This is a genomic window from Streptomyces sp. NBC_00273, from assembly GCF_036178145.1.
Taxonomy (GTDB): Bacteria; Actinomycetota; Actinomycetes; order Streptomycetales; family Streptomycetaceae; genus Streptomyces.
Window position 1 is genome coordinate 4,418,958 of record NZ_CP108067.1, and the last position, 24,096, is coordinate 4,443,053.

26 protein-coding genes are annotated in these 24,096 nt (G+C 71.5%); 11 read left to right on the forward strand and 15 right to left on the reverse strand.

Features of this window, described 5'->3' with window-relative positions:
• Positions 1-26 precede the first annotated feature (26 nt).
• The 3 genes from OG386_RS18890 (at position 27) to OG386_RS18900 (ending at position 2,324) form a co-directional block, all read left to right on the forward strand.
• Positions 27-713 (forward strand): MOSC domain-containing protein, encoded by a 687-nt coding sequence (locus OG386_RS18890; RefSeq protein WP_328789139.1) that lies wholly within the window; start codon positions 27-29, stop codon positions 711-713.
• Positions 714-744: 31 nt separating this feature from the next.
• Positions 745-1,518, forward strand: coding sequence for an SDR family NAD(P)-dependent oxidoreductase (locus OG386_RS18895; RefSeq protein ID WP_328789140.1), 774 nt, complete (start codon positions 745-747; stop codon positions 1,516-1,518).
• A gap of 95 nt (positions 1,519-1,613) precedes the next feature.
• On the forward strand, positions 1,614-2,324 hold the full coding sequence (locus tag OG386_RS18900; protein ID WP_328789141.1) for an ester cyclase: 711 nt from the start codon (positions 1,614-1,616) through the stop codon (positions 2,322-2,324).
• A gap of 88 nt (positions 2,325-2,412) precedes the next feature.
• Here the strand turns inward: OG386_RS18900 and groL are convergent, their stop codons facing one another.
• Together groL and groES are read right to left on the reverse strand one after the other, a co-directional pair.
• On the reverse strand, positions 2,413-4,041 hold the full coding sequence (gene groL, locus OG386_RS18905) for a chaperonin GroEL (protein WP_030011063.1): 1,629 nt from the start codon (positions 4,039-4,041) through the stop codon (positions 2,413-2,415).
• Between the two features lie 111 nt (positions 4,042-4,152).
• A complete protein-coding gene (gene groES, locus OG386_RS18910; RefSeq protein ID WP_030011064.1) occupies positions 4,153-4,461 on the reverse strand; it encodes a co-chaperone GroES in 309 nt (102 codons plus the stop codon).
• Positions 4,462-5,419: 958 nt separating this feature from the next.
• On the opposite strand from groES, the gene OG386_RS18915 reads away from it, so the two are divergent.
• The 4 genes from OG386_RS18915 (at position 5,420) to OG386_RS18930 (ending at position 10,155) form a co-directional block, all read left to right on the forward strand.
• The gene (locus OG386_RS18915; protein WP_328789142.1) at positions 5,420-6,100 is read left to right on the forward strand and encodes a response regulator transcription factor; all 681 of its coding nucleotides are present in this window, start codon (positions 5,420-5,422) and stop codon (positions 6,098-6,100) included.
• Complete coding sequence (locus OG386_RS18920; RefSeq protein ID WP_328789143.1) at positions 6,093-7,427, forward strand: sensor histidine kinase; 1,335 nt, start codon at positions 6,093-6,095, stop codon at positions 7,425-7,427. The genes OG386_RS18915 and OG386_RS18920 overlap by 8 nt, the downstream gene beginning before the upstream one ends.
• 77 nt (positions 7,428-7,504) lie before the next feature.
• Positions 7,505-8,773, forward strand: coding sequence for an LCP family protein (locus OG386_RS18925; protein WP_328789144.1), 1,269 nt, complete (start codon positions 7,505-7,507; stop codon positions 8,771-8,773).
• Positions 8,761-10,155 carry an FtsW/RodA/SpoVE family cell cycle protein gene (locus OG386_RS18930; RefSeq protein ID WP_328789145.1) on the forward strand — a complete coding sequence of 465 codons (1,395 nt, stop codon included), beginning with the start codon at positions 8,761-8,763 and terminating at the stop codon, positions 10,153-10,155. The genes OG386_RS18925 and OG386_RS18930 overlap by 13 nt, the downstream gene beginning before the upstream one ends.
• 406 nt (positions 10,156-10,561) lie before the next feature.
• On the opposite strand, the gene OG386_RS18935 is transcribed toward OG386_RS18930, so the two are convergent.
• Positions 10,562-10,771, reverse strand: coding sequence for a hypothetical protein (locus OG386_RS18935; protein ID WP_328789146.1), 210 nt, complete (start codon positions 10,769-10,771; stop codon positions 10,562-10,564).
• Between the two features lie 340 nt (positions 10,772-11,111).
• Here OG386_RS18935 and OG386_RS18940 point away from each other — a divergent pair, with 340 nt between their 5' ends.
• Entirely contained in the window at positions 11,112-11,870 is a 759-nt protein-coding gene (locus OG386_RS18940; RefSeq protein ID WP_328789147.1) for a GntR family transcriptional regulator, read from the forward strand.
• Here OG386_RS18940 and OG386_RS18945 read toward each other — a convergent pair.
• Positions 11,867-13,204 carry a hypothetical protein gene (locus OG386_RS18945; protein ID WP_328789148.1) on the reverse strand — a complete coding sequence of 446 codons (1,338 nt, stop codon included), beginning with the start codon at positions 13,202-13,204 and terminating at the stop codon, positions 11,867-11,869. The genes OG386_RS18940 and OG386_RS18945 overlap by 4 nt on opposite strands.
• 110 nt (positions 13,205-13,314) lie before the next feature.
• On the opposite strand from OG386_RS18945, the gene OG386_RS18950 reads away from it, so the two are divergent.
• Positions 13,315-13,599 (forward strand): hypothetical protein, encoded by a 285-nt coding sequence (locus OG386_RS18950; protein ID WP_328789149.1) that lies wholly within the window; start codon positions 13,315-13,317, stop codon positions 13,597-13,599.
• Between the two features lie 18 nt (positions 13,600-13,617).
• On the opposite strand, the gene OG386_RS18955 is transcribed toward OG386_RS18950, so the two are convergent.
• The 3 genes from OG386_RS18955 to OG386_RS18965 all read right to left on the reverse strand — a co-directional run bounded on the left by OG386_RS18955 (position 13,618) and on the right by OG386_RS18965 (position 15,784).
• Positions 13,618-13,959 carry a VOC family protein gene (locus tag OG386_RS18955; protein WP_327383727.1) on the reverse strand — a complete coding sequence of 114 codons (342 nt, stop codon included), beginning with the start codon at positions 13,957-13,959 and terminating at the stop codon, positions 13,618-13,620.
• 86 nt (positions 13,960-14,045) lie between these two features.
• Complete coding sequence (locus tag OG386_RS18960) at positions 14,046-14,918, reverse strand: polysaccharide deacetylase family protein (RefSeq protein WP_443053314.1); 873 nt, start codon at positions 14,916-14,918, stop codon at positions 14,046-14,048.
• Between the two features lie 5 nt (positions 14,919-14,923).
• Positions 14,924-15,784, reverse strand: coding sequence for a polysaccharide deacetylase family protein (locus OG386_RS18965; RefSeq protein WP_328789151.1), 861 nt, complete (start codon positions 15,782-15,784; stop codon positions 14,924-14,926).
• A gap of 256 nt (positions 15,785-16,040) precedes the next feature.
• Between OG386_RS18965 and OG386_RS18970 the strand changes: the two genes are divergently transcribed.
• On the forward strand, positions 16,041-17,249 hold the full coding sequence (locus tag OG386_RS18970; RefSeq protein WP_328789153.1) for a class I SAM-dependent methyltransferase: 1,209 nt from the start codon (positions 16,041-16,043) through the stop codon (positions 17,247-17,249).
• Positions 17,250-17,513: 264 nt separating this feature from the next.
• Here the strand turns inward: OG386_RS18970 and OG386_RS18975 are convergent, their stop codons facing one another.
• Genes OG386_RS18975 through tsaB form a run of 4 tightly spaced genes read right to left on the reverse strand, consistent with a single transcriptional unit; the run spans position 17,514 to position 20,086 of the window.
• Positions 17,514-17,786: a hypothetical protein gene (locus OG386_RS18975; RefSeq protein WP_328789154.1), complete on the reverse strand. Its 273-nt coding sequence runs from the start codon at positions 17,784-17,786 to the stop codon at positions 17,514-17,516.
• Positions 17,783-18,922 (reverse strand): tRNA (adenosine(37)-N6)-threonylcarbamoyltransferase complex transferase subunit TsaD, encoded by a 1,140-nt coding sequence (gene tsaD / locus OG386_RS18980; RefSeq protein WP_328789155.1) that lies wholly within the window; start codon positions 18,920-18,922, stop codon positions 17,783-17,785. Before tsaD ends, OG386_RS18975 begins: the two co-directional genes overlap by 4 nt.
• Positions 18,915-19,394 (reverse strand): ribosomal protein S18-alanine N-acetyltransferase, encoded by a 480-nt coding sequence (gene rimI / locus OG386_RS18985; RefSeq protein ID WP_202203724.1) that lies wholly within the window; start codon positions 19,392-19,394, stop codon positions 18,915-18,917. Before rimI ends, tsaD begins: the two co-directional genes overlap by 8 nt.
• Before the next feature lie 29 nt (positions 19,395-19,423).
• The gene (gene tsaB / locus OG386_RS18990) at positions 19,424-20,086 is read right to left on the reverse strand and encodes a tRNA (adenosine(37)-N6)-threonylcarbamoyltransferase complex dimerization subunit type 1 TsaB (protein WP_327383733.1); all 663 of its coding nucleotides are present in this window, start codon (positions 20,084-20,086) and stop codon (positions 19,424-19,426) included.
• A 119-nt stretch (positions 20,087-20,205) separates the two neighbouring features.
• Between tsaB and OG386_RS18995 the strand changes: the two genes are divergently transcribed.
• A complete protein-coding gene (locus OG386_RS18995; protein ID WP_328789156.1) occupies positions 20,206-20,760 on the forward strand; it encodes a hypothetical protein in 555 nt (184 codons plus the stop codon).
• 62 nt (positions 20,761-20,822) lie between these two features.
• On the opposite strand, the gene OG386_RS19000 is transcribed toward OG386_RS18995, so the two are convergent.
• From OG386_RS19000 to alr, 4 genes are all read right to left on the reverse strand, one after another.
• Positions 20,823-21,008, reverse strand: a complete 186-nt coding sequence (locus OG386_RS19000; protein WP_328789157.1) for a hypothetical protein — start codon at positions 21,006-21,008, stop codon at positions 20,823-20,825.
• A gap of 115 nt (positions 21,009-21,123) precedes the next feature.
• Positions 21,124-21,690 carry a tRNA (adenosine(37)-N6)-threonylcarbamoyltransferase complex ATPase subunit type 1 TsaE gene (gene tsaE / locus OG386_RS19005; protein ID WP_266603953.1) on the reverse strand — a complete coding sequence of 189 codons (567 nt, stop codon included), beginning with the start codon at positions 21,688-21,690 and terminating at the stop codon, positions 21,124-21,126.
• Positions 21,641-22,900, reverse strand: a complete 1,260-nt coding sequence (locus OG386_RS19010; protein ID WP_405788394.1) for an alpha/beta fold hydrolase — start codon at positions 22,898-22,900, stop codon at positions 21,641-21,643. The genes tsaE and OG386_RS19010 overlap by 50 nt, the downstream gene beginning before the upstream one ends.
• Positions 22,845-23,981, reverse strand: coding sequence for an alanine racemase (gene alr, locus OG386_RS19015; RefSeq protein ID WP_328789159.1), 1,137 nt, complete (start codon positions 23,979-23,981; stop codon positions 22,845-22,847). The genes OG386_RS19010 and alr overlap by 56 nt, the downstream gene beginning before the upstream one ends.
• Positions 23,982-24,096: the final 115 nt, after the last annotated feature.

Sequence of the window (24,096 nt, forward strand, 5' to 3'; positions counted from 1 at the left end):
CCGGTTAGCGTGGTCCCATGGGCTCCATGCAATTGATCTCTGTGAACCTCGGTCGCGCCACGGCCGTCGACTACACCGACGCGGAGGGCGGGATGACGGGCATCGGCAAGCGTCCCGTGCCCGGACCGGTCCGCGTCGTCGCCCCGGGCCCCAAGGCCACCGGCCTCGGCAGCGGCCTGGAGGGTGACGTCGTCTGCGACCGGCGCCATCACGGCGGCGACCACCAGGCCGTCTACGCGTACGCCCGCGAGGACCTGGACCTGTGGGAGCGCCTGCTGGGCCGCGAGCTGCCCTGCGGGCTCTTCGGCGAGAACTTCACCACCTCCGGCATTGACCTGAACACCGCGCGGATCGGCGACCGCTGGCAGGTCGGCGCGGACCTCGTCCTCGAAGTGGCCTCGGCCCGCATCCCGTGCCGGACCTTCCAGGGGGCCATGGGCGAGACCGGCTGGGTCAAGCGGTTCACCCAGGAGGCCCGGCCGGGTGCGTATCTGCGGGTGATCGAGGAGGGTTCGCTCTCCCCCGGCGACCCGATCCGGATCGTCCACCGCCCGGACCACGACGTGACGGTCCAGCTGTGGTTCCGCGCCTTCACCACCGAGCGGGAGCTGCTGCCGCTCACCCTGGCCGCGGGCGAGGCGATGGAGCCGAAGGCCCGCGAGCGGGTTCGCCTGTACGTGGAGAAGTACGGGGCGGGGGCCGGGGCGAGGTAGCGCCGTCATTCCGGGAAGCTAGGTTGCGCCTATGACGACTGCGTTGATTACGGGATCCACGGCGGGCATCGGCGCCGCCTTCGCCCGGCGGCTGGCCGCCCAGGGGCACAATCTGGTGCTGGTGGCACGCGATGCGAAGCGGCTCGGCGAGCAGGCCACCGAGCTCCACGACCGGCACGGCATCGAAGCCGAGGTGCTGGCCGCCGACCTCTCCACGGAGGAGGGCATCGCAGCGGTCGAGAAGCGCCTCGGCGACCGCACCCACCCGGTGGACCTGCTGGTCAACAACGCGGGCTTCGGCAACAAGGGCCGCTACCTCGAAGTCTCCATGGCCGACGAGCTGACCATGCTGAAGGTGCACATCGAGGCGGTCCTGCGGCTGACCTCCGCGGCCACGGAATCGATGCGCTCGCGCGGCCGCGGCGGCGTGATCAACGTGGCCTCGGTGGCCGCCTTCGTACCGCGCGGCACGTACGGGGCGAGCAAGGCCTGGGTCGTGCAGTTCACCCAGGGCGCGGCGCGGGACCTGGGCGGGTCCGGGGTGCGGCTGATGGCGCTGTGCCCCGGCTTCGTCCGGACGGAGTTCCACCAGCGGGCCGGCATGGGCACGGACAACATCCCCGGCTGGATGTGGCTGGACGCCGACAAGCTGGTGGCGGCGGCCCTGGCCGACCTGGCCCGCGGGAAGACGGTGTCGATCCCGGACCCGCGGTACAAGGCGCTGATGGGCGTGGTGAAGCTGACGCCGCGCGGACTGCTGGGCGGGGTGTCCTCGCGCACGGGCCGCAAGTACGGCCCCCAGTAGCCCTGGAGGGTGCCCCGAGGGGCCTCTCACAAGCAGCCAACCAGGTGAAATCTCCCTAAACTGGACCTGTCCCATCCAGCGCGGGAGGCGACGCGATGACATTCGTACAAGTGATCGATTACGAGACCAGGCGGTTCGACGAGATGAACGCGCTCATCGACCGCTGGGCGGAGCAGAGCAGCGGCAGGCGCACCGCCACTCACACGATGATCGGCCAGGACCGCGAGGCCCGGAACCACTACGTGGACATGGTGGAGTTCGCTTCGTACGAGGAGGCCATGAAGAACTCCCACCTCCCCGAGACGGACCGGATGTTCCAGGAGATGGTGGCCCTCTGCGAAGGCATGCCGAAGTTCATGAACCTCGACGTGGTCCGCGACGAGCACCTCAACAAGCAGCTCGTCAACCGGGTGTTCGAAGAAGCGGCCATGGCGGGGAAGATGAGCGCCCTCGACGAGTGCTTCGCGACGAACTACATCAACCACGACGCCAGCAGGGCGGAGTCCACCGTCGTCGGACGCGAGGCCATGAAGTCGGACATGGAGACGTGGCGCGCGGCCTTCGACATGACCTTCGAGCCGACGGCCCAGCTGGCCGAGGGCGACATGGTCACGACGGTGTGGAACTGGACCGGCACCCACAAGGGGTCGTTCATGGGAGTCGCACCGACCGGGAAGACGTACTACATGTCCGGGAGCACCACGTTCCGGTGCCTGGAGGGAGAGATCATCGAGGGTTGGTGGCACTACAACCCCGGAGCCCTGCAGCAGCAGATGGGCGGAACGGGTTCCCCGTACGGAACCTGAGGCCCCATCACGGGGAAGGCGAGAAGGCAAACGGGAAGGCCCCGCTCCGCAACTGCGGAACGGGGCCTTCTCGGCGTGGTGCGCGCGATCAGTGGCTGTGGCCGTGACCGTGGCCGTGACCGGCGTCGCCCTCGTCCTCCGCCGGCTTCTCGACGACCAGGGTCTCGGTCGTGAGCAGCAGGGAGGCGATGGAGGCGGCGTTCTCCAGCGCGGAACGGGTGACCTTCACCGGGTCGATGACGCCGGCCTTGACCAGGTCGCCGTACTCGCCGGTGGCGGCGTTGAAGCCCTGGCCCTTGTCGAGCTCGGCGACCTTCGAGGTGATGACGTAACCCTCGAGACCGGCGTTCTCGGCGATCCAGCGCAGCGGCTCGACGGCGGCGCGGCGCACGACCGCGACACCGGTGGCCTCGTCGCCCGACAGGCCGAGGTTGCCCTCGAGGACCTTCACGGCGTGGACGAGCGCGGAGCCACCGCCGGAGACGATGCCCTCCTCGACCGCGGCGCGGGTCGCCGAGATGGCGTCCTCGAGACGGTGCTTCTTCTCCTTGAGCTCCACCTCGGTGGCGGCGCCGACCTTGATGACGCAGACGCCACCGGCGAGCTTCGCCAGGCGCTCCTGCAGCTTCTCGCGGTCCCAGTCCGAGTCGGTCGACTCGATCTCGGCCTTGATCTGGTTGACGCGACCGAGGACCTCGTCGTGGCTGCCGCCACCGTCGACGATGGTGGTGTCGTCCTTGGAGATGGTCACGCGGCGGGCGGAGCCCAGTACGTCCAGACCGGCCTGGTCGAGCTTGAGGCCGACCTCTTCGGCGATGACGGTGGCACCGGTGAGGGTGGCCATGTCCTGGAGCATCGCCTTGCGACGGTCACCGAAGCCGGGGGCCTTGACGGCCACCGCGTTGAAGGTGCCGCGGATCTTGTTGACGACGAGGGTGGAGAGCGCCTCGCCCTCGACGTCCTCGGCGATGATCAGCAGCGGCTTGGAGGCGCCGGCCTGGATGACCTTCTCCAGCAGCGGCAGCAGGTCCTGGATCGAGGAGATCTTGCCCTGGTTGATCAGGATGTACGGGTCGTCGAGGACGGCCTCCATGCGCTCCTGGTCGGAGACCATGTACGGCGAGAGGTAGCCCTTGTCGAAGGCCATGCCCTCGGTGAACTCCAGCTCCAGGCCGAAGGTGTTGGACTCCTCGACGGTGATGACACCGTCCTTGCCGACCTTGTCCATCGCCTCGGCGATGAGCTCGCCGACCTGCTGGTCCTGCGCGGAGAGCGCGGCCACGGCGGCGATGTCGGACTTGTCCTCGATCGGGCGGGCGGTCGCGAGGAGCTCCTCGGACACGGCCTTGACCGCGGCGTCGATGCCCTTCTTCAGGGCGGCCGGGGAAGCACCCGCGGCGACGTTGCGCAGACCCTCGCGGACCAGCGCCTGGGCCAGCACGGTGGCGGTGGTGGTGCCGTCACCCGCGATGTCGTTGGTCTTGGTCGCCACCTCCTTCACGAGCTGCGCGCCCAGGTTCTCGTACGGGTCGTCCAGCTCGACCTCGCGGGCGATGGTGACACCGTCGTTGGTGATGGTGGGGGCGCCGAACTTCTTGTCGATGACGACGTTGCGGCCCTTGGGGCCGATCGTCACCTTGACCGTGTCGGCAAGCTTGTTGACGCCGCGCTCGAGGGCGCGACGGGCGTCCTCGTCGAACTTCAGGATCTTCGCCATGGGAGCGGTTCAGCCCTCTCGAAAACTCGGGTTTAACGAGCTGCGCCCCTCGCCGCCCGGCAATCAGCGGGGTGACCAGGGGCGCAGCTCAAGCAAACTTCTTGAAGCGAATTACTTCTCGACGATCGCGAGCACGTCGCGAGCCGAGAGGACGAGGTACTCCTCGCCGCTGTACTTCACTTCGGTGCCGCCGTACTTGCTGTACAGCACGATGTCGCCGACGGTGACGTCCAGCGGGAGACGCTGGCCGTCTTCGAAGCGACCCGGGCCCACCGCGAGGACGACGCCCTCCTGGGGCTTCTCCTTCGCGGTGTCCGGGATGACCAGGCCGGAGGCCGTGGTCTGCTCGGCGTCGAGCGGCTGGACCACAATGCGGTCCTCAAGCGGCTTGATGGCAACCTTGGAGCTGGCGGTCGTCACGATCCGACCTCCCCCTTCGGAGATCCGGGGTTAACTGTCTGAGGTGGCGACCAGGTCGATCCGTCGTCGCGGGTGCCGGATCTGCCTGTCGCTGTGTTGGCACTCACCGGGGGTGAGTGCCAGGTGCGAGACTATTCCGGCGATTAGCACTCGGTCAAGCGGAGTGCCAATTCCCGACGCGGGCGTTGCGCGGACCGCTGCCGTACGGGGTGCCCTGCGGGTGCCCTGCGGGCGGCTCGGCGGTGTGGGGCTCGGTGGCGCGGATCCTTCTGCCGAGGTGGTTCGCCTCAATCGCCGGCCGGGTCCCCTGCGGGGGGCTCGGTGGTGTGCGGCTCGGTGGCACGTTCCCTCGAGCCGAGGTGGTTCGCCTCAATCGCCGGCGGGGCTTCAAAGGGTGGGGCGGTGCCCCGCACGAGGATCTCCTCGGCTCGCGCCAGACGGCCGCGGTCCTGCCAGACGGCCTGGGTTGCGCGCTCGTCCTGCGGGGACCCTCCTACGTGTCCCCACCCCACGGCAGCGCTCCGACACCCCAACCCATCCACCTACAGCTCTCCCCAAGCCCCCCTTTCAGCCCCACCGATATTCGAGGCACAGGTCCGCCCGTTCAGCCTCGCCGGCGTTTGAGGCACGGGCCCGCACCATCAAGCCTCGCCGGCGATTGAGGCGCGGGTCCGGGCGGAGCCCGGCGAGGATCCCGCCGCGCTGGACACCGCCGAGCCACCCAGCCCCGCCGCCCACGAGGCACGGACCCGCCTTTTCAGCCTCGCCGGCGTTTGAGGCGCGGGGCCGGGCGGAGCCCGGTACGGATCCGGCCCCGCCGCACACCACCGAGCAGCCCCCACCTTCCAGCCCCGCCGGCGATTGAGGCGCGGGTCCGGGCGGAGCCCGGTAGACGACGTGCGCTGGACACCGCCGACCGGGCCGCAGGGCAAACACGCCGATATGTGACGCTGGAGCCGTGCGCATCCTCGTGGTCGAAGACGAAGAAGGCCTCGCCGAATCCCTGCGGCGCGGCCTCTCCGCCGACGGGCACCGCGTCGACGTCGCCCACGACGGCCACCGCGGGCTCGACCTCGCCCTCGCCGGCGGCCCGTACGACGTCGTCCTGCTCGACCTGATGCTCCCGGGTCCCAGCGGCCACGCGATCTGCACCCGCATGCGCGCCCACGGCGACACCACCCCGGTCCTGATGCTCACCGCCCGCGACGGCGAGTACGACGAGGCCGAGGGCCTGGACTCCGGCGCCGACGACTACCTCACCAAGCCGTTCTCCTTCGTGGTCCTGGCCGCCCGGATCCGGGCCCTGGCCCGCCGCGCCGGCACCCCCGACCGCGGCACCCTGCAGGCCGGCGACCTCGTCCTGGACCCGCAGGGCCGTCGCTGCCGCCGCGGCGACCGGGACATCGAACTGACCGCCCGCGAACTGGGCGTCCTCGCCTGCCTGATGGAGCAGCCCGGCCGGGCCGTCGCCAAGCAGGACATCCTGGACGAGGTCTGGGACACCCCGCACGGCGTCGACCCGAACATCGTGGAGGTGTACGTCTCCTCGCTGCGCAAGAAGATCGACGCGCCCTTCGGTCGCCGCTCGATCCGCACCGTCCACGGGACCGGCTACCGGATGGCCCCCGACGGTGGTTAGCGGCATCCGGGCGCGCACCGCCGCGGCCGCCGCACTCGCGATGGCCGCCGTCCTCGCCGGCGGCGGCCTGTGGCTGCACGCCCTGCTGCGGGCCAACCTCCTCGACAACACCACCGGCCGCGCCGAGCTCGCCGCCCGCAAGGTCGCCGCCCAGCTCGACAACCGGACCCTGCCGGCCGGTGGACGGCTGCCCGCACCCGAGAGCGGGGTGGACCTGGTCCTCGTACGGGACGCGGCCGGGCGCACGGTCGCCAGCACCGGCGACCCGAAGCTCACCCCCGACCTCGGCGGCGCCCCGCTGCCCGGCCCCGGTGACGACTCCCGGTCGGCCGTGCTCCCGCCGGCGCACCCCGGCGGGGAACGGCGCGCGGTGGTCGTCGTCGAAGCGCCGGGGGCGCACACGGTCTACGCGATGACCGTGCTCGGCGACGTGGACGACGCGACCCGGGCCGTCGCGGTCGGGCTGCTGGCGGGGGCGCCCCCGCTGACCGGCTTCGCCGCGGCCCTGGCCTGGTGGGTGACCGGCCGCGCGCTGCGCCCGGTGAGCGCGATCCGCTCCGAACTGGCGGCGGTCACGGCGAGCGAGCTGGACCGGCGGGTTCCGGACCCGGGCGGGGCGGACGAGATCGCGCAGCTGGCCCGGACCGTCAACGACACCCTGGACCGGCTGGAGCGTTCCGACGCCCGGCAGCGGCAGTTCACCGCGGACGCCTCCCACGAGCTGCGCAACCCGCTGGCCGCCGTCCGGTCCCGGCTGGAAGTCGCCCTCGCCATGGACCGCCCCGACCGGGAGTCGGTCGCGGCTGCGCTGGCCGACACCGAGCGGCTCCAGGCCATCGCGGCGGACCTGTTGCTGTTGGCCCGCCTCGACGGCGGACCGGCGTCGGCACCGCGGAGCGAGCCGGTGGACCTGGCCCTGCTGGCCGCGGAAGACGCGGCGCGGCGGGGTAGCTCGCGGATCGCGCTACGGCTGGACGCGCAGGCGCCCGTACCGGCCTCCGGGGACCCGGCGCGGCTGGAACGGGCCCTGGCCAACCTCGTGGACAACGCCCTGCGGTACGCCCGCGCGGAGGTGGTCGTACGGGCGGCGGCGCACGACGGATGGGCGGTGCTGGAGGTCACGGACGACGGCCCCGGCATCCCGGAGGCGGACCGGGACCGGGTCTTCGAACGCTTCGTACGGCTGGACGCGGACCGCGGCCGGGCCAGCGGCGGTACCGGGCTGGGCCTGGCCATCGCCCGGGAGATCGCGCGGGCGCACGGGGGCGACGTACGCGCGCTGCCGGCGCCCGCCGGGGGCGCGCGGCTGGTGCTGCGCATCCCGTAGCGCCGTCCGGAGCCCGACCGGCGCTCGGCCGAGGCCCTCAGGATTCCTTCAGCGGACCTCCGTCAGCATCGGCAGGCATGAGCGCACACCGGAGGAAGCCGACGACCCGATCCCGCCACCGCCCGGCCCGCCGGCGGCGACTGGGCCGCACGCTGCTGGTCACCGGTTGTGCGCTGGTGGCCCTGACGGGGGGCGGCGCCTGGTACCTGTACCGCGACCTCGCCGCCGGCATCGGCAGCTCCAAGGCCCTCGAGGGCGCGGAGAAGTCCGCGTTCGGCGACAGCAACATCCTGCTCATGGGCCTGGACAGCCGCCGGGACCAGAACGGCGAGAAACTGCCGGAGGAGGTCCTCGACAAGCTGCACGCCGGCAGTTCGGACATCGGCGGCTACAACGCGAACACCCTGATCCTGCTGCACGTGCCCGGGGACGGCGGCCGGGCGAAGGCCTTCTCGGTGCCGCGCGACGACTTCGTCGACATACCCGGCCACGGCAAGGACAAGGTCAAGAAGGCGTACGGGCTGGCGAAGGAGAAGAAGCAGGAGCAGCTCGCCGCGCGGGGGGTCAAGGACGTCCGGCAGCTGGAGCGGGAGGGCCGGGAGGCGGGGCGCGCGGCACAGATCGAAACGGTGCGGAACTTCCTGGGGGTCCCGATCGATCACTTCGCCGAACTGAATCTGGCCGGTTTCTACCACCTCGCGGACGCGCTCGGCGGGGTACCGGTGTGCCTGAACAAGGCGGTCAAGGACACGTACTCGGGCGCCGACTTCCCGGCGGGCCCGCAGACGCTCGACGGCCGGCAGTCGCTCGCCTTCGTGCGGCAGCGGCACGGCCTGGACCGGGGTGACCTGGACCGGACCAAGCGCCAGCAGGCCTTTCTCGCGGGCGCGACGAAGAAGCTGAACTCGGTCGGGACCTTCACCGACCCGGCGAAGCTGATGAAACTGATCGACGCCGCCAAACAGGACGTGGTCACGGACGAAGGCTGGGATCTCCTGGCGTTCGTGAAGCAGGCGAAGAACCTGTCCGGCGGGAAGGTGCAATTCACGACACTTCCCATCGAAGGTTTCGGAAGGAACCATGGGGAGGACATCAACGTCGTAGATGATATGAAGATAAAGCGCCTCATTGCCGAACAGATCGGACCCGAAGCTTCCGCTGACGCCGGCGCATCGGGCGCCGCGTCCTCACCCTCGGCCCCTCTTTCGGCCCCTCTTTCGGCCTCTCCTTGGGCCTCTCCGTCGACCTCGCCCTCGTCCTCGCCCTCGTCCTCGCCCGACGCGGCACCCCCGCCGCCGTCCCCGTCCGCCCCCAAGGAGGGTGGCGGCGTCCCGTGCGTGGACTGAAACCCCTGACGTCGGCGGTCTCCCGCCGCCGCACCGAGGCGCTCCTCCTGGTCTTCGTCATCGCCATCGCCGTCTTCGGCCACGCCGCCGCGGGCCTCGCCATGAACGGCGAGCTGCCGCCCAAGTTCGTCGACTTCACCCTGAGCATGACCCTGCTGTCCCTAGTGGGGCATCTGGGCGTACGCCGTTTCGCGGCCTACGCCGACCCGCTGATCTTCCCGCTCGCCATGCTGCTGACCGGCCTCGGACTGGTGCTGCTCCACCGCCTCGACCAGGGCTACATCGAGCGCTACAACTCGGACGCGAACGCCCCCGGCCAGCTGATGTGGACGGTGGTCGGCATCGCCGCCTGCCTGCTCGTACTGGCGCTGCTGCGCGACCACCGGCTGCTGCAACGGTTCATCTACATCAACATGGCCGTCGCGCTGGTGCTGCTGATCGCACCCGCCTTCTTCGGCGCGGACACCTACGGTGCGAAGCGCTGGATCAAACTCTTCGGCTTCTCGCTACAGCCCGGCGAGTTCGTGAAGATCATGATCGCGATCTTCTTCGCCGGGTACCTCGTCATCCACCGGGACTCGCTGGCCCTGACGGGCCGCAGGTTCCTGGGCATGCGGTTGCCCCCGATGCGCCAGCTCGGCCCGATCGTCACGGTGTGGATCGTCTCGATGCTGGTCCTGGTCTTCGAACGCGACCTCGGCACCTCGCTGATCTTCTTCGGGGTGTTCGTGGTGATGCTGTACGTCGCGACCGAACGCACCAGCTGGATCGTCTGCGGTGTGCTCATGGCCGCGGCCGGCGCCTTCGTGGTCGGCTCGACGGAGCCGCACGTCAAGGCGCGCGTGGCCGCGTGGCTCAACCCGCTGTCGTACTACTGGGAGAACCGGCCGGCGGGAGTCACCTCGGACCAGTCGGCGCAGGCCCTGTTCAGCTTCGGCACGGGCGGCATCTCCGGCACGGGCCTCGGCATGGGCCACCCCGAGCTGATCGCGTTCGCCGGGCGCAGCGACTTCATCCTGACCACGGTGGGCGAGGAGCTGGGCCTGGCCGGGGTGATGGCAGTGCTGATCCTCTACGCGCTCCTGGTGCAGCGGGGGCTGCGGATGGCGCTCGGCGCGCGCGATCCCTTCGGCAAGCTGCTCGCGGTGGGCCTGGCGGCGGCGCTGGCCCTACAGGTCTTCGTGGTCGCGGGCGGCGTGACGGGCCTGATCCCCCTGACGGGCAAGGCCCTTCCCTTCCTGGCCAAGGGCGGCTCGTCCCTCCTGGCCAACTGGATCATGATCGCCCTGCTGCTGCGCATCAGCGACAGCGCGGAACGCCAACGCGAGGCGGACGCCCACGGCCCGGTGGAAACGACGATCACGCCGGTGGTGCGGGTGTAGGGGCGGGAGCCGGGTGGGCGGCATCAGAGCTGCGTACGGGGGATGCCTTCAGGCGCGGGGCGGTCGGAGGCACCCAACCGGGTCGGGCACGAACAGCCACGACCGAGAGACGGGCCCGTCCAGACCAGGGCCCGGGTCGGTGGGCGCACCCAATCGCTACGCGCTCCTCATCGCTCAGCGTCCGACGGCCGTCCTGGGTCGGGTCGGACAGGGACGGCTAGGGGGGACTGACGGCTGATACGTCGCCCCAGCCGAATCGCAGCCAGCTCTACGCACCCGCGCCCGCTTTCCCTTGACCCTGCGAGCACTTCCGCACCCGAGCCCGAGTTCACATCAGCTCGGCCGAGGGCAGTCGCCACCCGCTACCCAGACAGACCACACGCCCGCTGGAGAGCCGGACGATTCTTCAGTCCGCCGCCTCGACATTGGCGACCGAGGTCGTGAATTCACGACCAGACGAACCACGGATGTAAGCCAGCTCCATCCAGTGTTCGACGTCGGCTTCGGAGACGTTCTCGTTGATCACAGCCATCAACTCGCCCTCGACGCCTGAAGCGATGTCACGGACGCGTTGGCGAAGGAGTCGGTGCGGCAGGTACTCGTACCGCTCACTCATCAGGCGCCCCTCGCAGGGTGCGGAGGAAGCGCTCCCAACCGATCAGCGCCCGCCCGAGCAGATCTTCACTGGGCTCGCATATGACAGCCACCCTCACAGGGAGGGTGTCGCCCGTATCGACGGTGAAGGCGTCGCGCTGTTGCGACATACAGATCACTCCTCACTCACGAGGCCACCTCGCGGCCGACCTCTCTAGAGATGTATCCACTACAGCCGACATCAACTGGACCCGTCAATAGTTCTCTAGAGATGCCACGAGAAAGGGGGTCCGCTGCTGGTGCGTGCGGTGCCTCACCCATGGCCCTAGGGTGTCTAGAGAGGCGAAGGAGTGATCGGTTTCATGACCAGCCAGGGCAGCAGCCGTCAGCCGAAGTACCAGCGGATCGCTGATGCGCTGAGGACGGCGATCCAGGCGGGCGAGTTCGGCCCGGGCGACCGGCTGCCGGGTGAGAACGACCTCATGGCGACCTATGAGGTCGCGCGGATGACCGCGCGTCAGGCCCTCGGTGTGCTGCAGAACGAAGGACTCGCAGAGGCCCGGAAGGGTGCCGGAGTTTTCGTCCGGGCGTTCAAGCCCCTGCGGCGGCGCGGTATCCAGCGGCTGGCGCAGGAGCAGTGGGGGTCGGGGCGGTCCGTCTGGTCCGCCGACTCCGAGGATCGAGAGCTGGTCGTCGACCAGATCGAGGTGCGTGAGGGAGAGGCGGACGACCGCGTCTGCGACGCGCTCGGCGTTCCGGCGGGGACTCGGGTGTGGGTGCGCAGCCGTTGCTTCGTGCTCGACGGCAAGCCGGTGCTCTTCGCGGTGTCGTACCTGCCGGCGGACATCGTCGGGGACTCCGTCATCACCCAGGTCGACACCGGTCCCGGCGGGGTGTACGCGCGGCTGACCGAGCTGGGGAACGGGCCCGTGCGTTTCCGGGAAGAAGTGCGGTCCCGGATGCCTTCGGCCGACGAGGCCGAACGGCTCGCGCTTTCCATGGGCACGCCCGTCATCCAGATCGTGCGCACCGCATTCGCCGCGGGTGGGCGGGTCGTCGAGGTCAACGAGATGACGCTGGACTCCGCCTCCTACGTGCTGGAGTACGACTTCGACGCCTAGAAGGGCGGGCAGTCGCTGTAGCCCGACGGCTCGGGCGGAGGGACGTGGGGGCGGGGGGTCCGCAGTAGTGTCACCGCCTCCTCTACGCGGCCCAGCTCCACCAGGAGCGGGCCGAGGGTCCGCCGGTGGTCCAGGCGGTCCGTCTCCAGCAGGGTGGCGGCCTCTTCCGGACGGCCGGCGTCGATCAGCAGGCGGGCCAGGTCCGCCTTCGCGTACGGGCTCGCGCCCTCGGGGTGTACGAGTGCCAGCGCTTCGTCGAGTCGGCCGCACGCGGCCATCAGGGGCCCGCGCAGCCGGGACAGTTCCCGCTCCTCCCTGCCCCGCCGGGCCTTGAGCGCGTCGAGGTGGGCGAGGCCCTCCTCCGCGCGGTCCTCGGCGGCGAACAGCTTGCACAGCTGGTCCACGACCCAGTCCTCGGCGCTGTCCATGGCGCGCACGACCTCGATGGCCTCGGCGCCCCGCCCGTGCCGGGCCAGGAGCTCCGCGAGCAGGATCGGCGTGTGCCAGCGGTCCTCACGCATGTGGTCGCGGTACGCGTCGACCGCGCCCGCCACGTCGCCGCGCCCTTCCAGCAGCTCCGCGAGTTGCCGGACGGCTTCCGGCGTACCCGCGTAGGCCCGCAGCTCGTCGATCCGGTCGTGCCGGACCAGCAGGTCGGCCAGCGCGTCACGGTCGTTGACGACGATCGGGTCGTACGAGCGCAGCACCGCGATCGCTTCGTCCGTGCGGCCCTGCTTCTCGTACACGGTCGCCAGCAGGTTCGCCGCGTTGAACGGCTCCGTGGACCGCATGCCGCACTCCCGGTCCCCACAGCATTCACACACGTTCTCCGGGGCCAGGCGGGCCTCCAGCAGCGCAGCGAGCTCCTCGCCGCGTCCCAGCCCGACGCCCACCTCGACCAGGGCCTCGGCGATGAGCCAGTCGGTGATGTGCGGCACGAGCAGTTCGTACGCCTCTTCGCCCCGCCCGTGCCGCGCCAGCAGCAGGGCCAGTTCGGGCAGGGCCGACCGCTCGCCGTTCGAGGCGAAGGGGCGGACGAGGGCGACGGCCTCCTCAGCGCGACCCCCGGCGTCCAGCAGCCGGGCTGCTTCGGCGGCCGCCGTCCACCAACCGGTGCCGACGTAGGGGGCCAGTACCTCCAGGGCCTCGGCCAGCGCGCCCCGGTCGGCCAGCAGGCGCGCCCAGGCGCGGGCGCAGAACCAGTCGCCGTCGTCCGCCACGGCCAACCCGCGCACCACTTCGGTGTGCCCGAGCGCGAGGAGCCGGTCGACGAGCTTCGGCGGCACGCACTCGTCGTGCATGTTGGTCCTGCGGTGGAGTGTTGCGGCGTGCATGGCCGCACCCTAAGGGGTGATTGCCGGGCACCCCGCGAGCCACCCACCTGCCTGTGCGGGTACTCCCTCTTCGCAACGACGGACGTCGAGCACCGTTGAGGAGATCAACCATGTACGCAGCTGTCCGACGCTACGAAGGCGTCACCGACCCGGCCGAGGCCGGACGCATCGTCGACGAGGGGTTCGTGCCGATCATGCGTCAGGTCCCCGGGTTCGTGGCGTACTTCTGGGTCGATGCCGGGGGCGGGGTGATGGTGTCCACCAGCGTCTTCCGGGACCGTGCGGGCGCCGACGAGTCGGTCGAGAAGGCCGCGCTCTTCGTCCGCGACAACCTGGCCCGGTTCCTGCCCAACCCGCCCCAGGTCACCGCCGGCAAGGTCGTCGCCTCCGCCTAGGTTCCGAAGGCCGCGAGGTCACGGACCGACGTACTCGTAGACGCCGCCGTGGGGGTGCCGCAGCACTGCTCGGTGGCCGTTCGGGGTGGGCTGGATGGGCATCACGGTGACGGCTCCCCCCGCTTCGGCTTCTTCGACCGCGGCGTTCAGGTCGGAGACGGAGAGCGTCGCCGCCACGCCTGCGACCCGCTGCACCGCCTCGTCGGGTCCGGCGAACAGGAGGAAGGGGCCGACGCTCGCCAGGGTGACTCCGGCGAAGGCGAACCGCGCCGCCGTGCTTCCGGTCAACTTCTCGTAGAAGGGCACAGCCGCGTCCAGATCCTCGACGCGCTGTCGTACGACCACTGAATCGATAGCCATGGTCGTCATCATCACACCTTCGGGGCGCGTCTCCGAGGGGTTTGCAACGGCCCCCGCCCCACCGGGAATCCGCCCCGAAACCGCTCCTACAGGTAGTCCTCCAGGCGGCCGATGCGGTAGCCCTGTTCCTGGATGCGCTGGAGCATGCGCGTCGTCATCTGGGTTTCCGTGGTGCCCTTGAGCTCGGCGGGGCCGCGGAAGTGGGCGAGGATGATGTCGCCCGGTTTGAGGGCGGAGCCCTCGGCGTACTGGAAGTTGTTGATCTGCATCGAGACCCGCCACAGCACCAGGGACGAGACTCCGCACTCCGAGGCCGCCCGGAGGGTGTCGTCGTTGTAGTTGCCGAAGGGCGGGCGGAAGAGCGGCGGGCGCTTGCCGAAGCGCTTCTCCAGGCGTTCCTGCTGGCCGCATATCTCCTTCTTCTGCGCCTCGAAGGAGAGGGTCCGCAGATTCGGGTGCGTCAGCGTGTGGTTGTTTATCGTGCTCGCCGAGCCGTTGTCGCGGATCTTCTCGAAGTGCCCGTAGTCCGACGAAGCCACGCTGTCCGTGAGGAACATGCTGATCGGCAGCTTGAGGTCGGCCGCCATCTTCAGGAATTCGGGGTCCTTCTCCGCGCCGTCGTCGAAGGTCAGGAAGACGACCTTGTCGTCCGCCGGGACGGGTATTCGGTCTATCACCGGGACCTTGCCCGGGCCCGGCTTCGGGATCTGCGGCTTCTGGGCCGGCTTGGGCGCGTACTGGAGGGGGGCCGTCAGGCCCCACTTCTTGTACGCCTCGTCGGAGGAGCCCCCCGGCGCCGGAGACGTCGACGCCGTCGACGGCGCGGCGCTACCGGCCTCCGGTGTCGGCTGCGCCGTCTTGCGGGCCAGTCGCTCGGTGGGGGCCGCGCTGTCCCCGCACCCCGTCAGGGACAGCGCGAGCGCGCCGGCCGCCAGCGTCCCGGCTACCAACCGGCGCACGTGCTTCACAGATAGTCCTCCAGGCGGGCCACGGCGTATCCCTTGTCCGTGACGGTCTTCATGACATGACGGATCATGTCAGGCATCGTGCCCTTCCAGTCCTCCTTGCCCCGGAAGTGCGTGAGGATGATGTCACCGGGGTGCAGGTCGCGGTCCCATTCCCGGTAGTCCATCCGGTTGGTGAACGCCTCCGCGTTCCACAGCGGTACCGCCTTGATGCCGCAGGACTTCGCCGCGCGCAGCGTGTCCTGGTTGTAGTTGCCGTACGGCGGCCGGAAGAGGGTCGGCCGCTTGCCGAACTGCTTCTGGATCGTGTCCTGCTGGCCGCAGATCTCCTCGCGCTGCTGCTCGTACGACAGGCCCGGCATGTAGCGGTGGTTGAGCGTGTGGTTGTTCAGGGTGACGCCCGCGGCCTGCATCTGCTTGAAGTACGGGTAGTTGTCCCGTACGACGTAGTCGCTGAGGAAGGCCGTGTACGGGATCTTGAGCTCCTGCATCATCTTCAGGAACTCGGGGTCCTTCTCCGAGCCGTCGTCGATCGTCAGGAAGACGACCTTGTCCTCGGTCGGGACCGTGGTGAAGACGTTGGGGTACTCCTCCTGGTCCTCCACCTCGAATCCGTCGCGCGTGTGGATCTCGGGCTTCTGCTTCGGCGCCGGCGGGGCGGCGAGCGGGGTCTTGCGCAGCCCCCACTTCTTCGCCGCGACGACGCGCGCCTGCTGGGCCGCCTTGGCCTTCTCGGCGGCGCTGAGCGCGCCCGCGGCGCCCGCCTCCGCGGCCTTCGCCTTCGCGGCCTTGTCCGGCCCGGAGTCCCCGGAGCCGCACGCCGTTCCGAGGGCGGCGACGAGCAGGGCTGCGACGGCCACCCCGAACCGGCCGCGCGGACCTGCCGCGTACCGGTGACCTTGTTGCGAGTTATTTCCCTTTTGTCGTACTAGCTGCATAGCAGCGCATCTTGGCACCCGACACACGGACTCCCCGGAAGACACCGCGAACGCGGTCGGACCTTCCTTCGACTGGCCCACAGCGTCGACCGCAGGACCCGCTCCCCCACCCCCTCCCCATCCTCCTCCGGTCCCGCCCGCGCCGCCCCCGGGCCGGCCCGTCGCCGACAATGGACCCGTGACCCCCGAAGACTTCGCCGCCCTGCTCGCCCCCGAGGGCCGGGCCCTCCTCGACTCGCTCCGCGACTACGACCCCTCCCAGGAGCTGGCCGTCGCCACCCGGCTGCGCCGCGAGCACCCCGCCGCCCTGGTCTCCGCCGCGCTCGGGCAGGCCCGGCTGCGGCAGCGCGCCGTGGCGAAGTTCGGCGCCGAGGACGCCTTCCGGATGTACTTCACGCCCGGCGGCGGTGAGATGGCCACCCGCGCGTCCGTTGCCTCGTACCGGGCCGAGCGGCTCGCCGCCCTCGGCGTACGGAGCCTTGCGGACCTGTGCTGCGGCATCGGCGGCGACGCCCTGGCCCTGGCCCGGCTCGGCATCCGGGTGCTCGCGGTGGACCACGACCCGCTCACGGTCGCCGTCGCGCGGGCCAATGCCGAGGCGCTGGGGCTGGCGGACCTGATCGAGGTCCGGGAGGCGGACGTGACGGAGGTCGACACCGCCGGCTACGACGCCGTCTTCATCGACCCGGCCCGGCGCGGGGGGCGCGGCCGGATCTTCGACCCGGAGTCGTACTCGCCGCCGCTGTCGTGGGCGGTGGAGACGGCCCGTGCGGCGAAGTACGCAGCCATCAAGATCGCCCCCGGGATCCCGCACGAAGCCGTGCCCGCGGAGGCCGAGGCCGAGTGGATCTCCGACCAGGGAGACGTCAAGGAGGCCGTGCTCTGGTTCGGGACCGCGCCGGGGAGCGTGCGCGCCACCCTGCTCCCCGGGCCGCGCGGGCTGCACACCGCCGATCCGCTGCCCGATCCGCAGGCCGGTCCGGTCGGCCGCTGGCTCTACGAGCCCGACGGCGCCGTCATCCGGGCCCACCTCGTCGCCGAGGTCGCCGGGCAGCTGGACGGCCGGCTGATCGACCCGACCATCGCCTACATCACCGCCGACGAGCTGCGCGCGACGCCGTACGCGACGGCGTACGAGATCACCGACGTTTTGCCCTTCGGCCTGAAGAAGCTGAAGGCGCTGCTGCGCGAGCGCGGGGTCGGGATCCTGACCGTGAAGAAGCGCGGCTCGGCGATCGAGCCCGAGGAGCTGCGCAAGAAGGTCAAGCCGCAGGGGCCGAACTCCGCGACCGTCTTCCTGACCCGGGTGGCGGGTGCTCCCTCGATGCTCATCGGCGCCCCGGCCGCACCGCCTGCCGTACCGCCTGCGGCGACGCCCGGCCGGTGAGATGCGGGTCCGCACTGCGCCTGTGGCCGCGGCCGAGCGGAGTCGTACGGACCCCGGCGCAGCCTTGGCCGCCGGACCCGGCCCGGCGGTCGGGGCCGACCGTACGGGTCTGGTGCTGATCGGACGGTCACCGGCCCGGCAGTGCGCCTGCGGCCACCGCCGGGCGGGGCGTACGGGGTCGGCAGCGACCCGCCGAGCGGGGTCGGGCGGCCGTACGGGTCCGGCCCAGCGGTCCGGTCCGGGCCGGGCCCGGGCCCGAGGCGGTCAGGCTCCGTCGACCTCCACCGACTCGAACCGCCAGCGGTGCACCGCCCGCGTGATCAGGTCGGCCGCGGGTTCGGGCAGCTCGGGGAGGTCGGCCGCCACGCCCTCGGCGGCCTCCCACCAGGTGATCACGAGGACCCGGTCCTGCGGGGCCCGGAACACCTCGCGGCGCACCGGCTCCCGGGCGAGGACCTGGGCGCGGGCCCACTCCAGCAGCTCGTTGCCCCGGCCGTCGGCGGCCCGGGCCTCCCACATCAGTGCGACGGTGCTCACGAGTACAGGTTGTCCTTGCTCAGTTCGTGCACGTGGTCGTGATCGTGCGGGTGAGAGTGCGAGTGGCCGTGCCCGTGCCCGTGCGTGTGCGCGGTACCCGGCACGTGCGGGTCCGTCACCGGCAGCGAGGAGTCCGCCGACAGGTCCCAGTCCGATGCGGGCCGGTTCCGCTTGACCATCTCCGCGCCCAGCGCCGCGACCATCGCGCCGTTGTCCGTGCACAGCTTCGGCCGCGGCACGCGCAGCACGATCCCCGCGGCGTCGCACCGCTCCTGTGCCAGCGAGCGCAGTCGGGAGTTGGCCGCGACACCGCCGCCGATCATCAGGTGGTCGACGCCCTCGTCCTTGCACGCCCGGATCGCCTTGCGCGTCAGCACGTCCACCACGGCCTCCTGGAAGGACGCCGCCACATCGCGCACCGGGACGTCCTCGCCCGCGTTCCGCTTCGCCTCGATCCAACGGGCGACGGCCGTCTTGAGCCCGGAGAAGGAGAAGTCGTACGCGGCGTCGCGCGGCCCGGTCAGCCCGCGCGGGAAGTTGATCGCCTTCGGGTCGCCCTCGCGTGCGAGCCGGTCGATGACCGGACCGCCGGGGAAGCCCAGCTGGAGCACGCGCGCGATCTTGTCGAAGGCCTCGCCCGCCGCGTCGTCGATGGTCGCGCCGAGCGGCCGTACGTCGGAGGTGATGTCCGGGGCCAGCAGCAGCGAGGAGTGCCCGCCGGACACCAGCAGCGCCATCGTCGGCTCCGGCAGCGGCCCGTGCTCCAACTGGTCCACGCAGATGTGGGAGGCGAGGTGGTTGACCCCGTACAGCGGCTTGCCGAGCGCGTACGCGTAGGCCTTGGCCGCCGAGACGCCCACGAGCAGCGCACCGGCGAGGCCGGGACCCGCGGTGACGGCGATGCCGTCGAGGTCGCGGGCGCTGACCCCGGCCTCCTTCAGGGCGCGTTCGATGGTGGGGACCATCGCCTCCAGATGGGCCCGCGAGGCCACCTCGGGCACGACGCCGCCGAAGCGGGCGTGCTCGTCGACGCTCGACGCGATCGCGTCCGCGAGCAGGGTGGTGCCGCGGACGACGCCGACGCCGGTCTCGTCGCAGGAGGTCTCGATGCCGAGGACGAGCGGTTCGTCAGCCATTGCTCTCACTGCTCTCAGTTCGTGCTTGTGCGGGGTCGGTCAGTCGCATGACGAGCGCGTCGACGTTGCCGGGCTGGTAGTAGCCGCGCCGGAAGCCGATGGGCTCGAAGCCGAAGCGCTCGTAGAGCTTCTGGGCACGGGTGTTGTCCACCCGTACCTCCAGCAGCACCTCGGCGCATTCGAACGCGGTAGCGGCGCGCAGCAGGTCGGTCAGGAGCCGGGCGCCGAGCCCGGTCCCCCACTGGTCGCGCGCGGCCGCGATGGTCTGTACGTCGGCCAGGTCGCCGGCGGCGGCCAGTCCGGCGTAGCCCACCAGCCGGCCGGCCGCGTCCTCGGCGACGACGTAGCGGCGCGTGGCCTGCGGGCCGCGGGCGTGGGCGAGTTCGGACCAGAACATCCCGGCGGACCAGGCGTCCTCGGGGAACAGCTCGTGCTCCAGTTCCAGCACGGGCCCGATGTCCCACCAGCGCATCTCGCGCAGCGTGTGGGGGGTCGCCGGGGTCACTGCGGGGTGACCACCTTGTAGTTCTTGGGCACCTGGGCGTCGGGCCGGCGCAGGTAGAGGGGGGTCGGAGGCAGGAACTCCAGGCCCGCCGCCAGTCGTTCCGCGGCCAGCGAGGCCAGCGCCGCGGCCGACTGGTGCTCGGGGCCCCGGGCGTCCTGGAAGACCTCGGGGTACAGGAGCGCGCCCTGGCCGACCGAGGGCAGGCCCGCGACCTGCTCGGCGATGTCGGCCGGGCGGTCCACGGCGGGCTCGCCGACGCGCGTGCGCGGGTCCTCGTACCGGGCCCAGTAGACCTCCTTGCGCCGCGCGTCGGTGGCGACGGTGAAGGGGCCCTCGATGCCTGCGGCCCCGGCGGCGTAGGCGAGGCCGTCGAGCGTGCACAGGCCGTGCACGGGCACGCCCAGCACGGCGGCGAAGGTGGAGGCGGTGACGAGGCCGACGCGCAGTCCGGTGTAGGGGCCGGGGCCGACACCGACGACGACGCCGGTGACGGCTTCGAGCGTGACCCCGGCCTCGGCGAGGACCTTGTCCACGGAGGGCAGCAGGAGCTCCCCGTGGCGGCGGGCGTCGACCTGGTTCGACTCGGCGACGACGGACTCACCGTCGTGGAGGGCGACGGTGACGGCGGGCGTGGCGGTATCTACGGCGAGCAAGAGCACGCGAACAGCCTACGACTCCGGCGGCCGCACCCCTCGCGGCCGGTCTCGGAGCAGGGCGGCTGCTACCTTTCGACGGGGTACCGGACGTGGTATCAGTCGGCGCGGAGAGGTGGAGCAAGGTGGCACGCAGCAGCTCGGGAATCGTGGCCGGGCTCACCGCCGCGGCAGTGGCCGTCGTCGGCTTCCTCGGCTACCAGGCTTCCGCCACGGCGCCCGCGCATCCCCCGAAGGCCGCCGTGCAGGAACCGGCCCCCGCCGCGAGCCCGGCCGCCAAGCAGGACCCCGCGAAGCCGGCGGCCGTGCCCGAGGGTTCCGGTACCGGGGTGCGCGTCGTGTACTCGGTGGGCCAGAAGCGGGTGTGGCTGGTCGGCGACCCCGCGCAGCCGCCGAAGTCGTTCACGGTGATGCCGAGCACGGTGCACCCGAAGCCGGGCACCTACACGGTCGGGTCGCGCTCGGGTTCGGTCACCGGCTCGGACGGCGTGCCGATCGAGCACGTCGTGCGGTTCGCCACCGAGGAGGGCGTGGCGCTCGGTTTCAGCGCCCGTACGGACGGCGCGCTGCCGGAGCCCGATCCGAACAAGAAGACCGGCGGCATCCGGATGAGCCGTGCCGACGGCGACGCGATGTGGGCCTTCGCGACGATCGCGTCGAAGGTCGTCGTCGTTCCCTGACGGATCCGACGGATCCGACGGATCCCCCGCGCTTCACCCGACCGGGTGACGGCGCAGCACGCCTAGGCCGCTTCGGACTCCGGAGCGGCCTCTTCGCGTGCGGTGCCGGCGGGCCCGGCCGGGGCCGTGGCGTGCTCCCGCGCGGGCGGTGTGGAGACGGCGGTGGCGGCCACGCCGGCGGCGAGGAGCGTCCACATGGAGACGGTGGACGGGCGGGGTTCGCGATGTGCTCCTGCTGGTGCCGACATGGCTGCCTCCTGGACCCGGGACACCGTACTTAGGCATGCCTAAGAAACTCTCGGTACCATGTCACCACGAGGGCCGCCGACAGCGCAATATCTTGCCGACGAGTTGTCGGTACGTTTACTCCGAGAGGGCGCCGGCGAGGGCGTCCAGCCCGGCCCCTGCGCTCCAGCGCGACCCGACCCCGCGCACCTGGACCTCCCGCACGTCGTCCAGGACCTCCTCGTGGCCGACCGCCCGCGCGATCACCACGTGCAGCCGGTCGTCGGAGAGCTCCTCCACCTTGCCGTCGCCCCACTCCACGACGACGACGGACTCGGGCAGCGAGACGTCGAGGTCCAGGTCCTCCATCTCGTCCAGCCCGCCGCCCAGGCGGTACGCGTCCACGTGCACCAGCGCCGGTCCGCCGGTCAGTGAGGGGTGCACCCGGGCGATCACGAAGGTCGGCGAGGTCACGGCCCCGCGCACGCCCAGGCCCTCGCCGAGGCCCCGGGTGAGCGTGGTCTTGCCCGCGCCCAGCTCGCCGGTCAGCAGGACGAGGTCGCCGGGGCGCAGCAGGGCGGCGATCCTGCGGCCCAATTCCTGCATCGCGTCCGGGGAGTCGATGGTGATCCGGGTCTCCGCGCCGGCCGCGGCCTCAGGTGCCGGCGCCTGGCTGCGCTGTGCTTCCAGCGGTACTTCTTCCATGCCCGCCAACGTTAGTCGCTGCGGGGAGGGTGGCCGCCCCGGTGCGCGCCAGGAGCTCGGTGAGCAGCCGCGTCACGGTCTCCGGGCGTTCCAGCATCATCAGGTGCCCGGTGGACTCCAGGACCACGAGGTCGGCGCCGGGCAGCGCCTCCTTGATGGCGACGCTGTGGGCGGGCGGGGTGATCATGTCCTTGTCCCCGGCTATGACCGTGACCGGCAGGTCCGCGAACAGCTGGAGCGCGGAGGTCTTGTCGTGGGTCTGGAAGGCCGGGTAGAACTCGGCGACCACGTCGATGGGCGTGGCCTCGATCAGCCGCTCCGCGAAGCGCGCGACGCCCGGATCCACGTCCCGGGATCCGAACGAGTACATCTTGATCATTCCGGCGAAGAGGTCCGCGGTGGCCCGCCGGCCCTTCTCCACCAGCTCCACCTGCGAGCCGAGCGCCTTGAGCACGCCCGGCAGGAGCCGGCGCACGGCCCCCATGCCGGCGGCCGGAAGCCCGTACGTCACCTCGTCGAGGCGACCGCTGGAAGTGCCGACCAGGGCCACGCCGACGACGCGGTCGCGGACGATCTCGGGGTACTGCTCGGCGAATCCCATGATGGTCATTCCGCCCATCGAGTGACCCACCAGGATCAGCGGCCCCTCGGGGGCGGTCGCGTCGATGACGGCCTTCAGGTCCCGGCCGAGCTGGTCGATGCTCACCGCCTCGCCGTCCGCCTGGGCGAGGCCGCGGGCGCTGCGGCCGTGGCTGCGCTGGTCCCAGTAGACCGCCCGGACCACGCCGCGCAGGGCGGCGCGCTGGAAGTGCCAGGAGTCCTGGCCGAGGCAGTAGCCGTGACAGAAGACGACGGTGGCCTGGGGCTCGGCCTTGCGCCGCAGCCGGCGCCGCTTGCCGTCTTCGGGGAGCTCGTCGACCTCGTAGTAGAGCTCGGTGGCGTCCTCGGCCCGGCAGATCCCCTCGGCGCCGCGCAGGGACCCGTAGTCCCCGGCCGCGTCGAGTGCCAGGCGTGCCTTCATCCGCATGCCGCGCCCCACGGTGATCCGTTCTACCGCGACACCGGCCGCCGCGCCCGCGGCTATCACGCCGATGGCGGCGCCGGCCCAGCCGGCCTTGCGCCAGTTCTCGCTCACGCCGCCGCCCTCACTCCGCTCAGCCGCCCAGGTACACCCGGGGCACACGTGCACCGATACGGGTGACGATCTCATACGCGATCGTGTGCGCTGCCCGTGCCCAGTCCTCGGCGGTCGGTTCACCGCGTTCCGCGTCCCCGAAGATGACGGCCTCGTCACCGGCGCGGGCGTGGTCTCCTTCCAAGTCGACCACGAACTGGTCCATCGCGACGCGCCCGGCGACGTGGCGGATCTTGCCGCCGATGAGCACCGGGCCGAGGCCCGAGGCCTGCCGCGGCAGGCCGTCGGCGTAGCCGGCGGGGACCAGCGCGAGGGTCGTCTCGGCGTCGGTGACGTAGTGGTGGCCGTAGCTCACCCCGTGCCCGGCGGGGACCGTCTTGACCAGCGCCAGGGAGGCCTTGAGGGTCATCGCGGGCCGCAGGCCCAGCTGGGCCGGGGTGCCGAGCTCGGGGGCGGGCGAGACCCCGTAGACGGCCAGCCCGCAGCGCACCAGGTCGAAGTGGGACTCGGGCAGGGTCAAGGTGGCCGGCGAGTTCGCGATGTGCCGGACCTCGGGCTCGACGCCCGCCTTCTCGGCGTACGCGAGCATGTCGCGGAAGGCGGCCAGCTGGAGCTGGATCGAGGGGTGCCCGGGCTCGTCGGCGCAGGCGAAGTGGGACCAGACGCCGGTGACCTTGACGGTTCCCTCGGCCTGGGCGGCGACGGCCGCTGCGACCAGTGCCTCCCAGTCGGCGGGCTGGCAGCCGTTGCGGCCGAGGCCGGTGTCGGCCTTGAGCTGGATGCGTGCGGTGCGGCCCGCCGCGCGGGCGGCCTCGCGCACCTCGTCGAGGGCCCACATGCCGCTGACGGAGACGTCGATATCGGCCTCGACGGCCTCCCGCCAGGGCCCGCCCGGCGTCCAGAGCCAGCACATGAGGCGCCCCTGGATCCCGGCGGCGCGGAGCGCGAGGGCCTCGTCGGGCGTGGCGGCCCCGAGCCAGGTGGCACCGGCCTCCTGGGCGGCCCTGGCACACTCCAGGGCCCCGTGCCCGTAGGCGTTCGCCTTGACCACGGCCATCAACTCTGCCCGGGGCGCCCGCCCGCGCAGTGCGCGCACGTTCTCCCGTACGGCGTCAAGATCGATCTCGGCGTACACGCGCGTCGCTGTCTCGTTCATCGCCCCCAGTCTCTCAGAATCCCCACCCGGCCTTGCGGGGGCTGGGCATTTCGGCCCCGGCCGGCGATGGAGGCGCGGGAGTTCGGGGCGGAGCCCCCGCGACGGCGGCGCACGG